Below are 14,877 nucleotides of genomic sequence, written 5' to 3' on the forward strand. Positions count from 1 at the left end.
TTGTTCAGTCTTCGGGTCAAAGCTTCATTACCAGCATGCCGGCCAATACCAGCCCGCAAGCTAGGAGTCTCGGCCCGCCAAAAGGTTCTTTCAGGTAGCGCATACCCAGCAGCACCACCAGGATCACGCTCAACTCCCGCAACGCCGCCGCTTCGGCCACCGACCCAAGGTGCATGGCCCACAGCACCAGCGCGTAACTGAGCAATACACACAGCCCCACCGCAAGCCCCAGGCGCCACTGCAGGCGCCAGAACAACACGAACGGCGCACGCCGCGCCACGCTGGCCAGCAACGGGAAGGGCCAGGCACTGAGCAAGGTCAGCCACACCAGGTAATCCCAGGGCTTGCCCCACAAGCGCACCGCCTGGCCGTCGAACCAGGTGTAGCAACCAATGCACAGGCCGATCAGGGCAACCACCGGCAGCATCGACCAAGGTAGCCGGTCACCCCCACCGCCCTGCCACAACAGGCAGGCCATGCCACAGGGGATCAACAGGATGCCGATTATCTGCTGCTGGCTCAGCGATTCACCGGCAAAGGTCAGGGTCAGCCCCAGCACAACCAGCGGCGACAGCCCGCGCATCAGAGGATAGACCAGCCCCAGATCGCCCACGCGGTAGGCCTGGATCAGCAGAAAGCGGTACAGCTGCTCGGCCAGCGCCGAAGCCAGCAGCCAAGGCCAGACGTTGGCCGGCGGCACCTCGACAAAGGCCACCGCAAGGACCGCGAAGGCCAACGCCACCGTATCCATGCTGGCGATTACCAGCAGGCGCTCGCCGCTGAATTTGATCAGGGTGTTCCAGGTCGCGTGCAGCAGGGCGGCGATCAGTACCAGGGAAGTTGCCAACACGCCTTCTTATCCTTGTGGCTATTTATGGCTGGGACTATATAGCGTTCGCGGGCCGCTGTGCGGCCCCTTACATGGGAACGATTCAAACGACTCTGGTCAAACCTTGTGTCCCGAACCCCGCGCCAGGTCATCAAAGAACTGCCCGAGTAATTCGGGTTACGACTTGGAAGCCACTGTTACAGGATTCGGGATGCTTGAACTAGTTGCCGCGTTTATCTGCCTTACCACCCTTCTCACCTATGTAAATTACCGTTTTATCGGCCTGCCCCCTGCCATCGGCGTGATGGTCACGGCGCTGCTGTTTTCACTGATACTGCAGGGCTTGAGCCTTATCGGCTTTCCTGGTCTGGAAGCGCGCGTCGAAGGGTTGATGAACCAGATCGACTTCAACGACCTGCTGATGCACTGGATGCTGGCGTTCCTGCTGTTCGCCGGCGCCTTGCACGTCAACCTCTCCGACCTGCGCAACTACCGCTGGCCCATCGGCCTGCTGGCCACCGTCGGCGTGCTGATTGCCACCGTGGTCATCGGTTACCTGTCGCACTGGGTGTTCGCCCTTTTCGGCTGGCAGGTGCCGCTGATCTACTGCCTGTTGTTCGGTGCGCTGATCTCGCCCACCGACCCGATTGCCGTGCTTGGTGCGCTACGTACCGCCAATGCCTCCAAACCGCTTAAAACCACCATCGTCGGCGAGTCGCTATTCAACGACGGCACTGCGGTGGTGGTGTTCACCGTGCTGCTGGGCATCATCCAGCTGGGGGAAACACCGAGCATGACCGACACGGCGATCCTGTTCGCCCGCGAGGCCATCGGCGGTGTGGTGTTCGGCGGCCTGATCGGCTACGCCACCTACCGCATGATCAAGAGCGTCGAGCAGTACCAGGTGGAAGTGATGCTGACCCTGGCATTGGTCATCGGCGGTTCGGCGATGTGCTACGAACTGCACGTTTCGGCGCCGATCGCCATGGTGGTGGCCGGGCTGATCATCGGTAACCTGGGGCGCAACCTGGCGATGAACGACATGACCCGTCGCTACATGGACGGTTTCTGGGAACTGATCGACGACATGCTCAACGCCCTGCTGTTCGCGCTGATCGGCCTGGAACTGTTGCTGCTGCCATTCAACTGGATGCACCTGGCGGCCGGTAGCGTGCTGGCGCTGGCGGTGCTGCTGTCGCGGCTGCTGACCGTGGCCCCGGCGATAGTGCTGCTGCGGCGCTGGCGCCCGGTGCCCAAGGGCACGGTACGTGTGCTGACCTGGGGTGGCCTGCGCGGTGGGGTGTCGGTTGCCCTGGCACTGTCGCTGCCACTGGGCGAGGAGCGTGACCTGCTGCTGTCGATCACCTACATCGTGGTGCTGTCGTCGATCCTGGTGCAGGGGTTGAGCATCGGGCGAGTGGTACGCAAGGTCAGCGCTCAGCCGTGAGCAATTGTGCCGGCCTGTTTGCGGGTAAACCCGCTCCCACAGAATCTCCGCTACCTTTCGGGCAGTGAAAACCTTGTGGGAGCGGGTTTACCCGCGAAGAGGCCAGCACCTACAACCGGGATCTATTCGACTGCACTGTCCGGGAACTGGTCCTGGATGTACTTGATCTCGGTCCGCCCATGTGGTGCCGGCAACCCGTCCTCGCCAAGGTTGACGAAGACCATCTTGTCGACCGTGAGAATGGCCTTGCGAGTGATCTTGTTGCGCACTTCGCACTTGAGGGTGATCGAGGTACGGCCGAACTCGGTGGCGGTGATGCCCAGTTCGATGATGTCGCCCTGACGCGAGGCACTGACGAAGTTGATTTCCGATATGTACTTGGTCACCACGCGCTGGTTGCCCAGCTGGACGATGGCGTAGATCGCCGCCTCCTCGTCGATCCAGCGCAGCAGGCTGCCACCGAACAAAGTGCCGTTTGGGTTGAGGTCTTCGGGTTTAACCCACTTGCGGGTATGAAAGTTCATCTGTACTCCTGACCTGCTTGGCTAACGTGCAGCAATGATGGCAGAGCTGCCGCTGCCGCTCCATTGAACATCGACTATCGTCGCGATTAATCGACAGAAAACCTTGGGCAAGCCGACGGGCACGGCTATAATCTCCGCCGCTTCACATGGCCGCCCACAGCGGCGCCATGCCCGCCACCCGTCCGAGGGGCGCTGCAGCAGGCTAGGCCTGTCAGGCTCGGATGGGGCGTTGCTCGCTCTCGCGAGCGCTTAACGCACAACGGCGCCCATTCGCACACTACGAATGGAGGCTCTCATGAGCGCTGCAAACATGCCTGCTGGTTTTACCGATTACAAAGTCGCCGACATCTCCCTGGCCGCCTGGGGTCGTCGCGAAACCATCATCGCCGAATCGGAAATGCCTGCACTGATGGGCCTGCGTCGCAAGTACCTGGCCGAGCAACCGCTCAAGGGTGCGAAGATCCTGGGCTGCATTCACATGACCATCCAGACCGCCGTGCTGATCGAAACCCTGGTTGCCCTGGGTGCCGAAGTGCGCTGGTCGTCCTGCAACATCTTCTCCACCCAGGACCAGGCCGCCGCGTCCATCGCCGCCGCCGGTATCCCGGTGTTCGCCTGGAAAGGTGAAACCGAGCAAGAGTACGAGTGGTGCCTGGAGCAGACCATCCTCAAGGATGGCAAGCCATGGGACGCCAACATGGTCCTCGACGACGGTGGCGACCTGACCGAGCTGCTGCACAAGAAGTACCCGCAAGTACTGGAGCGCGTGCACGGCGTGACCGAAGAGACCACCACCGGCGTGCACCGCCTGCTGGACATGCTGGCCAAGGGCGAGCTGAAAGTCCCGGCGATCAACGTCAACGACTCGGTTACCAAGAGCAAGAACGACAACAAGTACGGCTGCCGTCACAGCCTGAACGACGCCATCAAGCGTGGTACCGACCACCTGCTGTCGGGCAAGCAGGCCCTGGTGATCGGCTACGGTGACGTGGGCAAGGGCTCGGCCCAGTCCCTGCGCCAGGAAGGCATGATCGTCAAGGTCACCGAAGTCGACCCGATCTGCGCCATGCAGGCCTGCATGGACGGCTTCGAAGTGGTTTCGCCATTCATCGACGGTATCAACAACGGCACCGAAGCCAGCATCGACAAGGCCCTGCTGGGCAAGATCGACCTGATCGTGACCACCACCGGCAACGTCAATGTCTGCGACGCCAACATGCTCAAGGCGCTGAAGAAGCGCGCCGTGGTATGCAACATCGGCCACTTCGACAACGAAATCGATACCGCCTTCATGCGCAAGAACTGGGCCTGGGAAGAGGTCAAGCCGCAGGTGCACAAGATCCACCGCACCGGCGCCGGCAGCTTCGACCCGCAGAACGATGACTACCTGATCCTGCTGGCCGAAGGCCGCCTGGTCAACCTGGGCAACGCCACTGGCCACCCAAGCCGCATCATGGACGGTTCGTTCGCCAACCAGGTACTGGCGCAGATCTTCCTGTTCGAGCAGAAGTTCGCTGACCTGCCGGCCGAGAAGAAAGCCGAGCGCCTGACCGTTGAAGTACTGCCGAAGAAGCTCGATGAAGAAGTGGCCCTGGAAATGGTCCGCGGCTTCGGCGGCGTGGTCACCCAGCTGACCAAGCAGCAGGCTGACTACATCGGTGTCACCGTCGAAGGCCCGTTCAAGCCGCACGCCTACCGCTACTAAGCGGCCAGCTTGAAGCTTCAAGCGGCAATCAAAGGCAGACCATGCCATTGCCGCTTGCAGCTCGAGCATCAAGGATCTTGAACGATGCCCAAGCCAGGCCGGCCATGACCGATCTGGCTTTTACTTGCAGCCTGCCGCTTGAAGCTTGCTGCCAGAGGAACGCCCGATGTCCCAGGAACGCCGTTACAGTTTCGAGTTCTTCCCGACCAAGACCGATGCCGGCCACGAAAAGCTGATGGGCGTCGCCCGCCAGCTGGCCGCCTACAACCCGGACTTCTTCTCCTGCACCTACGGTGCCGGTGGCTCTACCCGCGACCGCACGCTGAACACCGTGCTGCAGCTGGAAAGCGAAGTGAAGGTACCTGCCGCGCCGCACCTGTCGTGCGTAGGCGATACCAAGGCCGAACTGCGCGCCCTGCTGGCCGAATACAAGGCTGCAGGCATCAAGCGCATCGTCGCCTTGCGTGGAGACCTGCCATCGGGCATGGGCATGGCCAGTGGCGAACTGCGCTACGCCAGTGACCTGGTCGAATTCATCCGCCAGGAAACCGCGGATCACTTCCACCTGGAAGTGGCCGCCTATCCGGAGATGCACCCCCAGGCCCGCAATTTCGAGGCTGACCTGGCCAACTTCGTGCACAAGGTCAAGGCCGGTGCCGACAGTGCCATCACCCAGTATTTCTTCAACGCCGACAGCTACTTCTACTTCGTCGAGCGCGCACAGAAGCTGGGTGTGGACATCCCGGTGGTACCCGGCATCATGCCGATAACCAACTACAGCAAGCTGGCGCGCTTCTCCGACGCCTGCGGCGCCGAGATCCCGCGCTGGATCCGCAAGCAGCTGGAAGCCTATGCCGACGATACTGCCAGCATCCAGGCATTCGGCGAAGAAGTGATCACCCGCATGTGCGAACAGCTGCTGCAAGGCGGCGCTCCAGGGCTGCACTTCTATACCTTGAACCAGGCCGAGCCGAGCCTTGCGATCTGGAACAATCTGAAGCTGCCACGCTGAAATTTTTTGCAAAACCTGTTTAAGATTTGATTAAGGCTTTGGTCATAGACTAAAGCCTTATTCATTTTCCGGTTACACAGGTCTTGCCTGCCATGCAGCCCCACCAGCCATCGCGTCCCCAGCTCGTCTACCTGGCTTTTGGCCCGGCAACCTACCATCAGGAAGCCTGTTTCAGCATCATCAGCGCCCTCGCCCACCTGGGCACGGCAGCAGACGAAGCCATGGACATCCAGGTCTACACCGACAACCCGCAGCCCTATACCGGCCTGCCTGTCACCGTACACCTGCTGGACGAAGCCACGCGCCAGGCATGGAACGCCCCTCACGGTTATCACTTTCGCAGCAAGCATGTGCTGTTGCGCCAGGTGCTGCAGCAACACCCGCTGGCAGTGCTGATCGACACCGACACCTTCTTCCGCAAGTCGCCGCTGGAGCTGTTCGCCCGGGTGGCCCCAGGCCGCCTGCTGTGCAATGCCATCGGTGCGCGCTATGGCAGCAACCAGAAGTGCCTGCTGTACAAGAACCTGCTGGCCATCCTTGAATCCCGCGGTCTGGCCGATTGCCAGATGCCACTGGTCAATTCCGGGGTGATCGGCCTCACCGCCGAAGACGCCGGCGCCCTGGACCGCTCCATCGCCATGATGGACGAGTTCCACCCCTTGGCTCGCGAAGCCTATACCCTCGAGGAGTTCTGCCTGGCGGTGGCGGCCTACCGCACGCTGGAGTTGGCCGAGTGCACAGATGTCATCCACCACTACTGGAGCCGCAAGGCGCAGTTCCGCGCCAAGATCCAGGCCTGGCTGCGCAAGCACGGCCATGACCCACTGAGCCACGCGGCGCTGGCCGACGTGTCCCTGGTCAATGACCAGCTGCCACGGCCACCAGCCCTGCAACGCCTGGGTTACAAGGCGCTGAGCATGACCCTGCCCAGCCACGAGCGCCAGTTCGCCCGCGAGCTGCTGTATGGCTGCTACCCCTACCCTAATGAATTCGACCGCGCCTGCGCGCCGGCCTGGTGGGACAAGGCCCTGGAAAACCTCAACGCCCGCCATGGCCATATGGGGCCCGAGCAACTGCGCCAGTGCCTGCGCCACCCGGGGTTGCGCCTGTCATTGGGCGAACGGCGCAAGGATATCGAAGCGCATCTGCTGAGGTCATCCCACACTTGAGTGACCCTGTGTCGGCCTCTTCGCGGGTAAACCCGCTCCCACAGGATCTGCTGGCTTGCAGGCTGGTGCTGTACTTGTGGGAGCGGGTTCACCCGCGAAGAGGCCAGCACAGGAGAACATCATCCTCACTGGCCTTGAACAGGCCGAGCGCGTAATCTCCGGCCATGCCACACGTCGCCCGCCTGTTCTGGATCCTGTTGCTTGCCTGCCTGAGCCCGCTGGCCCTGGGCGAGCGCCTGCGCCTGGTGACCGACGACTGGGCACCCTATGCATACCAGCACGACGGCGAGCCGCACGGCATCGACTACGAAGTCACCACACGGGTGTTCGAACGCCTTGGCGTCGAGGTGGAGTGGGAATTTCTGCCGTGGAAGCGCTGCCTGGCAATGATCGAGCAGGGCCAGGCCGACGGCATCATGGACATCTTCCAGACCGAGTCGCGCCAGCCATACCTGGTGTACGCCCCCGAGCCCATGTCGGAGGTAGAGTTCGTCCTGTTCGAGGCCAGTGCACGCCCCCATGCCGTCAAGGCGCTGGAAGACCTTGCCGGCCTCACAGTCGGTACCTCACCCGGCTACGTCTATGGTGCCGCGTTCAATGAGGCCGTACATTTCACGCGCGAAGCCGCGCCTACCCATGAAGCCAACTTCGGCAAGCTGGTGCTAGGCCGCATCGACCTGGCAATCACCGACCGCAGGGTCGGCCATTACCTGCTGCGGCATCTGGGCCTGCAACAGCAGGTCAAGGAGCTGCCACTGGTGATCAGCCGCCAGGCGCAGTACCTGGGGCTCGCGCGCAAGCCGGGGCGGGAGGCACTGGCCCAAGCCTTCGCCGCGGAACTGCGTCGCTTCAAGCAGGAACCGGCCTATGCAGCAATCAGCAACCGCTACACAGGCGACATCGGAAACATTCTCAACGCCGTTGAGCAGCAGGAAAGCAGCACAGCGCGATAGCTCTGTTATACTCGGGCCTTCCCGCCCGGCTCACGCCCGGACGCTCGGCCTCGCAACAGGCATCCCGATCGGCATCGACGCGCCTTCGCGTTACCCTCCGCTACCCGGATGTGCAGTGAAAGCCCAGCTGGACCGGACGCGATCGCATCCCACCGATGCCCGTCGCGCCAGGCAGAACATCCCAAACGGGCCCAGCCCACACGAGAACAGGATTGCCCATGTCCTTTGCTTCCCTCGGTCTCTCCGAGGCTCTTGTCCGCGCTATCGAGGCTGCGGGCTACACCCAGCCGACCCCCGTGCAACAGCGGGCGATTCCCGCCGTGTTGCAAGGCCGCGACCTGATGGTCGCCGCACAGACAGGTACTGGTAAAACCGGCGGTTTCGCCCTGCCGATCCTCGAGCGCCTGTTCCCGGCCGGCCACCCCGACAAGTCGCAGCGCCATGGCCCGCGCCAACCTCGCGTGCTGGTCCTGACCCCGACCCGCGAACTGGCAGCCCAGGTGCATGACAGCTTCAAGGTCTATGCCCGTGACCTGCCACTGGTCAGCGCCTGCATTTTCGGCGGCGTCGGCATGAACCCGCAGATCCAGGCCATTGCCAAGGGTGTGGACGTGCTGGTCGCCTGCCCGGGTCGCCTGCTCGACCTGGCAGGCCAAGGCAAGGTTGACCTGGCCCACGTGGAAATCCTGGTGCTGGACGAAGCCGACCGCATGCTCGACATGGGCTTCATCCATGACGTCAAGAAGGTCCTAGCCCGCCTGCCGGCCAAGCGCCAGAACCTGTTGTTCTCGGCCACCTTCTCCAAAGACATTACCGACCTCGCCGACAAGCTCCTGCACAACCCGGAGCGTATCGAGGTCACCCCGCCGAACACTACCGTCGAGCGTATCGAGCAGCGCGTATACCGCCTGCCCGCCAGCCACAAGCGCGCGCTGCTGGCACACCTGATCACCCAGGGTGCCTGGGAACAGGTACTGGTGTTCACTCGCACCAAGCACGGCGCCAACCGCCTGGCCGAGTACCTGGAAAAGCACGGCCTGACCGCCGCCGCGATCCACGGCAACAAGAGCCAGAACGCCCGCACCAAGGCCCTGGCCGACTTCAAGGCCAACAGCGTGCGCGTACTGGTCGCCACCGACATCGCCGCCCGAGGCCTGGACATCGACCAATTGCCGCACGTGGTCAACTTCGAGCTGCCGAACGTCGAGGAAGACTACGTCCACCGTATCGGCCGTACCGGCCGTGCCGGGCGTTCGGGCGAGGCCATTTCCATGGTCGCGCCGGATGAAGAGAAGCTGCTCAAGAGCATCGAACGGGTGACCAAGCAGAAGATCCCGGACGGCGACCTGATGGGCTTCGACGCCAGCCAGATAGAAGCCGAAAAGCCTGAAGTACGCGAACGCCAGCAGAACAACGGCCGTGGTGGCCGCAACCAGCAGGCCCGCGGCGAAGGCGGCAAAGACGCCAACGGCGGCCGCAAGGACAAGGGCAAGGATAAAGGCAAGGCCAAGCAACAGGCTGCTGACAAGCCGGCCGACAAGGAAAAGAGCGGCGACAAGCAGCAGCAACGCAAGCCGCGTGACAAGAAGCCACGCCAGCAGCAACAGCAGGCCAGCAACAGCAGCGTGCCGAAAGTGCCTGTCGACCGTGATCCGGAAGAGTTCCTGGACGACGAAATCGACAACTTCGGCAACCGTGCCGACTACGTCAGCCCGTATCAGGGCAAGAACCAGGGCCGCAATCGCCGCCCGGGTGGCAGTGCCGGCCAAGGTCAGGGCCAGGGTAATGGCCAGCGCAGCAATGCCGGTGGCCAGGGTCGCACCAGCGGCCAGCCGCGCAGCGGCGGGGGCGGCGAGAAACGTCCGGCCCGCGGCAACAACGGTGGCGGTGCCCGTCGTGATGGCGGTGGCCGTGGCCGCCCGGCCCGTGACGATGCCGCCCGGCAAGAACCGGCCGTGCGCAACCCGCGTCAGCCGGAAAAACAGCCGGTGATCATCCGCAAGGAATCGAAGCTCGACCGATACCCGACGCCGGAGCAACTGGATGACCTGCCAAGCCGTCCGCGCGGTGAGCGCCCGGCGCTGCTGACCCGCAAGGGCTGACAAAAAGCATGAGGGGGCCGCTTCGCGGCCCTTTCGCGACACAAGGCCGCTCCTAAAGGCTTTGCGCAGTTTTCACTTGCAGCGCAATACCTGTAGGAGCGGCCTTGTGTCGCGAAAGGGCTGCGAAGCAGCCCCCTCGGTCTTTCAGCTAAGCCGAATTACTTCTGCTTCACGCCTTCAACACTGATATCCAGGTCCAGGGTCTGCGAAGTAGCGCCCGGGCCCTTGATGCCGAAGTCGTTCAGGTTCAGCGTGGTGGTAGCGTTGAAACCAGCGCGCTCGCCGCCCCATGGGTCCTTGCCTTCACCGTTGAAGGTGGCCTTGAAGGTGACCGGCTTGGTCACACCGTGCATGGTCAGGTCGCCAGTCACATCAGCAGTCTTCTCGCCAGTCGGCTTGACGCTGGTGGAAACGAACTTGGCTTCGGGGTACTTCTTCACGTCGAGGAAGTCGGCGCTGGCAATGTGCTTGTCACGCTCGGCGTGGTTCGACCACAGGCTGGCGGTTTTCAGGTCGACGTTGATCTTGCTGGCTTCAGGCTTGGCGCTGTCCCAGGTGAAGTTGCCGTCGAAGTCCTTGAAGGTACCGTGAATGAAGCTGTAGCCCAGGTGGCTGATCTTCCAGTCAACGAACGCGTGCTGGCCTTCCTTGTCGATCTTGTACTCGGCAGCCATGGCCTGGCCGGCGGAGAACAGAGCGGTACCGAGCGCCAGGGCGGCAAAAGTCTTTTTCAACATCCTTACTTCCTTCCTATGCAATTGAGGTTGAGAGTCAAGCTTTGCGGCCCAGCATGCGGGTCAGGGTCGCGTCACGGTCGATGAAATGGTGCTTTAGCGCTGCCAGGCCATGCAGCACGGCAAAAATCACCAAGCCCCAGGCCAGCCAGAGATGAATCACGCCAGCCAGGTCTGCCTGGTCGGGCAGGTCGCTGACCAGTGCCGGCACTTCGAACAGGCCGAAGACCGGAATGCCGACACCGTCGGCGGTAGAAATCAGGTAACCGGCGATCATTACCGCGAACAACCCCAAGTACAGGGCCAGGTGGCCCAACTTGGCTGCCAGGCGGGTGAGTGCGCCATGGTTGGCCAGTGCAGGTGGTGGCGGGCTGATGAAGCGCCAGACCACCCGCAGCAGCATCACCGCCAGCAGCAGCAGGCCGATGCTCTTGTGCAGGTCCGGGCCGGCCTTGCGCCAAGGGCTGTAATAGTCGAGGCCGACCATCCACAGGCCCAGGCCGAACAGGCCGAAGACAGCCAGAGCCACGCCCCAGTGCAGGACAATGCTGACCACGCCGTAGCGAGAAGGTGAATTGCGCAGTTGCATGTTGACGTGTTTCCCCGTGAAAGCTGTGCACAGACTAACGCGTAACGTATCGAAGAAAAGCGGAAAAAATTGCTTTGGATTATCGAGAAATCCGATATTTATTGTGTGGGTTTCCCATTAAGGAAACATTAACGATAGTTGGGTAATCGGCGGTTGCCAGTGCCGACCCTTCGCAGCACAAGGCTGCTCCTACAGGACAGCGCAGTACTTGTAGGAGCAGCCTGGTGCTGCGAAGAGGCTGGCAATAAATCAACCCGCTTTGGCCTGGGTATTGGCTACAGCTTTCCTGGCAGGCTCGGACTTGGCAGTTGCCTTCTTGGTCTCGGCAGGCTTGTGGGCCGGTTTGTGCGCCGGTGCATGCTTGCCAGGTGCAGCCTTGGTAGCAGCAGGCTTGGCCGCCGCTTCCTTGACCACAGGTGCTGGTGCAACCGGGGCCGGTGCTTGCGGCGCAGGCACAGGTGCCGGCGCCACTTCCTCGGCCTTGGCAATCGGCTCGGCCTTTATCTCAGGCTTGTCGGCCCCGCCGAACAGGCGCTTGAAGAAGCCCGGCTTGTCCTGCTTGGCCTCATCGACCGCCTTCGGCTCAGCTTTGGCCGGGGCCTTTTCAACCTTGTCGCCCTTGCTGGAAGAGCCGCCAAACAGGTTGGAGAAGAACCCACCCTTGCTCTCCTTGGCCGCCACGGCGCCTGCAGCTGCTGCCGCCGCCACCGGCGCCGCCTTGGCCGGGTCGAACGACCTGCCGGCCAGCAGGTCCTGCACCTGGTTGGCCGCGCGCTGGCCGCTGCGCAGCGCGCCCTCCAGAGTGCCTGGGTAGAGGGCGTCAGTATGCTCACCAGCAAAGGTGATGCGCTGCACCGGGCGCTCCCACAGGCGCCAGTACTTGCTGATCTGGCCCGGGCCATAGGCCAGGTAGGCGCCGCCGGTACCGGCGTCGGTGCTGTAGCGCTTGACCTCGTAGCCTGTGAACGAGCCACGGGCCTGTGGGTAGAACGCATGCAGGCGGATCAGCACCTGGTCGACCATCTGCTTGTCGCCGAACGCCTGAAGCAGGCGAGCGTTGTCACCCGACAGGTTGATCACCACGTTGGCGCCACCCTTGAGCGCAGGTTCGATCCACAGCATGCCCAAGCCAGCGTTACTGAAGATTTCGCCCGACATCCGCGCGCGGCTTTCCCACACCGGCTTCTTGAACTTGAGCATCAGCTGGTCACGCCAGCCATAGTTGGTGCCCTTCAATGCCGCCAGGTGCTGGCTGTCCAGGCCCGGGGTCATCTGGATCTTGGCCAGGGCACGCAGGGGCACGGCCATGACCAGGTAATCGGCCTGGTAGCCGACACTGCCGACCTTGACCGTGACGCCGTCCTTGTCCTGGACGATGGAGGTCACCGGCGAACTGGTCTTGATGGTCTTCAGTTGCTTGACGAAAGCCTGGGCCAGCACCGGGCTGCCGCCGGGCAGGCGAGCGGCACGCAGGTCACGGTCGCTGACGCCGCGATACACGCGGTTCTGCTGAGCGAAGTACAACAGCGACAGGCGCGATGGCTCATCGTAGCGGGTACGGATCTGCTGGTTCACCAACTGACGGGCGGTGGCCGGCAGTTGCAGCTTGTCCAGCCAGGTGGAAACGTTGATCTGGTCGAGGGCGAACAGCGTGCTGTTGGCTTGCGGGTTCAGCGGGTCATCAATCGAACGGGCCAGGTCATCGAGGGTTTTCTCGTAACGTTTGAGCGCATCGGCAGTAGCCGGCTGCTTGGTTGCCAGGTCGGTGGCGCTGAAGTACTCGCCGTCGATCAGGTAACCGGGGGTACGTACGAACTCCGGTGCCGGCAGTGTTTCAAGTTTGAAACGGTCAAGGTACTGGTTGAGCACCGGCTGCGCCTTGGCGTTGCCGATCCACTCGCTGGTGGCCAGGCCCGAGCGCCCGCCCATGCCCGGTTTGGCTTCCAGCAGCGTAACCTGCCAGCCTTTGTTCTGCAGCTCATAAGCGGCGGTCAGGCCCGCCAGGCCGCCACCCACGACGATCGCCGAAGGTGTCTTGTCCTTTGCCAGCGCGGCGCCGCTGGACACACCAATCAATACCAACGCGCACAGGCGCACCCAAGCAGCAGCCATGTCGGCGAACTCCGAGTCAGGGGGTTACAGAAACGGGGAGAGGCAGGAATGCCCCGGGAGAGATGCGTTAAGAATACGTCAGGTCTGCGGACCCTGCCAGCGCAGTGACATCAAGTCCTTTTGGCCACTGACAATTTTGCCTGCGACGATTCGGCACGGTAGCAAGCGAAGCTGGCAACCCGGTGAACAGCAGCGGTTGTCCTGCCCTGCGGCATTGCTTAGGCTTACGCGGTCGAACCAAGCCGCAAAGCCAGGAGAAGTGCCCATGGGCCTCAATGATCAGTGGATGCAACGCGACCTCAAGGTCCTGTGGCACCCCTGCACCCAGATGAAAGACCACGAGCAGCTGCCGCTGATCCCGATCAGGCGCGGCGAAGGCGTGTGGCTGGAAGACTTCGAAGGCAAGCGCTACCTGGATGCGGTGAGCAGTTGGTGGGTCAACGTGTTTGGCCATGCCAACCCGCGAATCAACCAGCGCATCAAGGACCAGGTCGACCAGCTGGAGCACGTGATCCTGGCCGGCTTCAGCCACCAACCGGTGATCGAGCTGTCCGAGCGCCTTGTAGCCATGACTCCGGCTGGCCTCGACCGGGTGTTCTATGCCGACAACGGTTCGTCATGTATCGAAGTGGCGCTGAAGATGAGCTTCCACTACTGGCAGAACGTCGGCAAACCGGGCAAGAAGCGCTTCGTCACCCTGACCAACAGCTACCACGGCGAAACCATCGCCGCCATGTCGGTCGGTGATGTGCCGCTGTTCACCGAAACCTACAAGGCGTTGCTGCTCGACACCCTCAAGGTGCCCAGCCCCGACTGCTACCTGCGCCCCGAGGGCACGAGCTGGGAAGAGCACTCGCGCACCATGTTCCAGGCCATGGAACAGACCCTGGCCGAGCACCACGCCTCGATCAGCGCGGTGATCGTCGAACCGCTGATCCAGGGTGCCGGCGGCATGCGCATGTACCACCCGGTGTACCTCAAGCTGCTGCGCGAGGCCTGCGACCGCTACGACGTGCACCTGATCCACGACGAAATCGCCGTGGGCTTCGGCCGCACAGGCACCATGTTCGCCTGTGAACAGGCCAGCATCCGCCCGGACTTCCTGTGCCTGTCCAAGGCCCTGACCGGTGGTTACCTGCCACTGGCTGCCTGCCTGACCACCGACAAGGTGTATCAGGCGTTCTACGACGACTACCCGACCCTGCGCGCATTCCTCCACTCGCACAGCTACACCGGCAACCCGCTGGCCTGCGCCGCAGCGCTGGCGACCCTGGACATCTTCGAGCAGGACAACGTGATCGAGGCCAACAAGGCCCTGGCCACCCGCATGGCCAGCGCCACCGCGCACCTGGCCGACCACGAGCATGTGGCCGAGATTCGTCAGACCGGCATGGCTCTGGCCATCGAAATGGTCCAGGACAAGGCCGGCAAGGTCGCCTACCCGTGGCAGGAGCGCCGTGGCCTTAAAGTGTTCGAGCATGCCCTGACGCGTGGCGCCCTGCTGCGCCCGCTGGGCAGCGTGGTGTACTTCCTGCCGCCCTATGTGATTACGCCGGAGCAAATCGACTTCCTGGCAGAAGTGGCCAGCGAAGGCATCGACATTGCCACCCGCGACAGCGTCAGCGTGGCCGTACCAGCCAACTTCCACCCCGACTTCCGCGACCCGGGCTAGGTCCTACAGCCTGCCGCCTAACCCTGTGG

At 62.8% G+C, this 14,877-nt stretch carries 12 protein-coding genes and 1 riboswitch; of the genes, 7 read left to right on the forward strand and 5 right to left on the reverse strand.

Going from position 1 to position 14,877, the window contains the following annotated elements; translation table 11 throughout:
- Positions 1 to 16: 16 nt before the first annotated feature.
- Positions 17 to 850: an EamA family transporter gene (locus CAF92_RS06245; RefSeq protein ID WP_046613419.1), complete on the reverse strand. Its 834-nt coding sequence runs from the start codon at positions 848 to 850 to the stop codon at positions 17 to 19.
- Positions 851 to 1,040: 190 nt separating this feature from the next.
- Between CAF92_RS06245 and CAF92_RS06250 the strand changes: the two genes are divergently transcribed.
- Positions 1,041 to 2,276, forward strand: a complete 1,236-nt coding sequence (locus CAF92_RS06250; RefSeq protein WP_046613421.1) for a sodium:proton antiporter — start codon at positions 1,041 to 1,043, stop codon at positions 2,274 to 2,276.
- Between the two features lie 122 nt (positions 2,277 to 2,398).
- Here CAF92_RS06250 and CAF92_RS06255 read toward each other — a convergent pair whose 3' ends face one another.
- Positions 2,399 to 2,800, reverse strand: coding sequence for an acyl-CoA thioesterase (locus tag CAF92_RS06255; RefSeq protein ID WP_009399312.1), 402 nt, complete (start codon positions 2,798 to 2,800; stop codon positions 2,399 to 2,401).
- Positions 2,801 to 2,978: 178 nt separating this feature from the next.
- Positions 2,979 to 3,075: riboswitch (S-adenosyl-L-homocysteine riboswitch) on the forward strand.
- A 20-nt stretch (positions 3,076 to 3,095) separates the two neighbouring features.
- Between CAF92_RS06255 and ahcY the strand changes: the two genes are divergently transcribed.
- From ahcY to CAF92_RS06280, 5 genes are all read left to right on the forward strand, one after another.
- Complete coding sequence (gene ahcY, locus CAF92_RS06260) at positions 3,096 to 4,505, forward strand: adenosylhomocysteinase (RefSeq protein ID WP_046613422.1); 1,410 nt, start codon at positions 3,096 to 3,098, stop codon at positions 4,503 to 4,505.
- Between the two features lie 166 nt (positions 4,506 to 4,671).
- Entirely contained in the window at positions 4,672 to 5,517 is an 846-nt protein-coding gene (gene metF, locus CAF92_RS06265; protein ID WP_025340893.1) for a methylenetetrahydrofolate reductase [NAD(P)H], read from the forward strand.
- 92 nt (positions 5,518 to 5,609) lie between these two features.
- Positions 5,610 to 6,686 (forward strand): hypothetical protein, encoded by a 1,077-nt coding sequence (locus CAF92_RS06270; protein ID WP_046613423.1) that lies wholly within the window; start codon positions 5,610 to 5,612, stop codon positions 6,684 to 6,686.
- Between the two features lie 164 nt (positions 6,687 to 6,850).
- Positions 6,851 to 7,639: an ABC transporter substrate-binding protein gene (locus tag CAF92_RS06275; RefSeq protein WP_046613424.1), complete on the forward strand. Its 789-nt coding sequence runs from the start codon at positions 6,851 to 6,853 to the stop codon at positions 7,637 to 7,639.
- Positions 7,640 to 7,857: 218 nt separating this feature from the next.
- The gene (locus tag CAF92_RS06280; protein ID WP_178081765.1) at positions 7,858 to 9,741 is read left to right on the forward strand and encodes a DEAD/DEAH box helicase; all 1,884 of its coding nucleotides are present in this window, start codon (positions 7,858 to 7,860) and stop codon (positions 9,739 to 9,741) included.
- Between the two features lie 158 nt (positions 9,742 to 9,899).
- On the opposite strand, the gene CAF92_RS06285 is transcribed toward CAF92_RS06280, so the two are convergent.
- From CAF92_RS06285 to CAF92_RS06295, 3 genes are all read right to left on the reverse strand, one after another.
- Positions 9,900 to 10,478 (reverse strand): YceI family protein, encoded by a 579-nt coding sequence (locus CAF92_RS06285; protein ID WP_046613427.1) that lies wholly within the window; start codon positions 10,476 to 10,478, stop codon positions 9,900 to 9,902.
- A gap of 34 nt (positions 10,479 to 10,512) precedes the next feature.
- The gene (locus CAF92_RS06290; RefSeq protein WP_046613428.1) at positions 10,513 to 11,064 is read right to left on the reverse strand and encodes a cytochrome b; all 552 of its coding nucleotides are present in this window, start codon (positions 11,062 to 11,064) and stop codon (positions 10,513 to 10,515) included.
- A gap of 249 nt (positions 11,065 to 11,313) precedes the next feature.
- Complete coding sequence (locus tag CAF92_RS06295; RefSeq protein ID WP_085599803.1) at positions 11,314 to 13,176, reverse strand: flavin monoamine oxidase family protein; 1,863 nt, start codon at positions 13,174 to 13,176, stop codon at positions 11,314 to 11,316.
- Between the two features lie 265 nt (positions 13,177 to 13,441).
- Between CAF92_RS06295 and CAF92_RS06300 the strand changes: the two genes are divergently transcribed.
- Complete coding sequence (locus CAF92_RS06300; RefSeq protein ID WP_085599805.1) at positions 13,442 to 14,848, forward strand: adenosylmethionine--8-amino-7-oxononanoate transaminase; 1,407 nt, start codon at positions 13,442 to 13,444, stop codon at positions 14,846 to 14,848.
- The last annotated feature ends 29 nt before the right edge of the window (positions 14,849 to 14,877 follow it).

This window comes from Pseudomonas sp. B10(2017) (assembly GCF_002113295.1).
Lineage (GTDB): Bacteria > Pseudomonadota > Gammaproteobacteria > Pseudomonadales > Pseudomonadaceae > Aquipseudomonas > Aquipseudomonas pudica.

Coding starts and splice junctions, on each gene's coding strand:
- CAF92_RS06250 (WP_046613421.1), top strand. CDS start 1,041: ATGCTTGAACTAGTTGCCGCGTTTATCTGCCTTACCACCCTTCTCACC.
- CAF92_RS06255 (WP_009399312.1), bottom strand. CDS start 2,800: ATGAACTTTCATACCCGCAAGTGGGTTAAACCCGAAGACCTCAACCCA.
- ahcY (WP_046613422.1), top strand. CDS start 3,096: ATGAGCGCTGCAAACATGCCTGCTGGTTTTACCGATTACAAAGTCGCC.
- metF (WP_025340893.1), top strand. CDS start 4,672: ATGTCCCAGGAACGCCGTTACAGTTTCGAGTTCTTCCCGACCAAGACC.
- CAF92_RS06270 (WP_046613423.1), top strand. CDS start 5,610: ATGCAGCCCCACCAGCCATCGCGTCCCCAGCTCGTCTACCTGGCTTTT.
- CAF92_RS06275 (WP_046613424.1), top strand. CDS start 6,851: ATGCCACACGTCGCCCGCCTGTTCTGGATCCTGTTGCTTGCCTGCCTG.
- CAF92_RS06280 (WP_178081765.1), top strand. CDS start 7,858: ATGTCCTTTGCTTCCCTCGGTCTCTCCGAGGCTCTTGTCCGCGCTATC.
- CAF92_RS06285 (WP_046613427.1), bottom strand. CDS start 10,478: ATGTTGAAAAAGACTTTTGCCGCCCTGGCGCTCGGTACCGCTCTGTTC.
- CAF92_RS06290 (WP_046613428.1), bottom strand. CDS start 11,064: ATGCAACTGCGCAATTCACCTTCTCGCTACGGCGTGGTCAGCATTGTC.
- CAF92_RS06295 (WP_085599803.1), bottom strand. CDS start 13,176: ATGGCTGCTGCTTGGGTGCGCCTGTGCGCGTTGGTATTGATTGGTGTG.
- CAF92_RS06300 (WP_085599805.1), top strand. CDS start 13,442: ATGGGCCTCAATGATCAGTGGATGCAACGCGACCTCAAGGTCCTGTGG.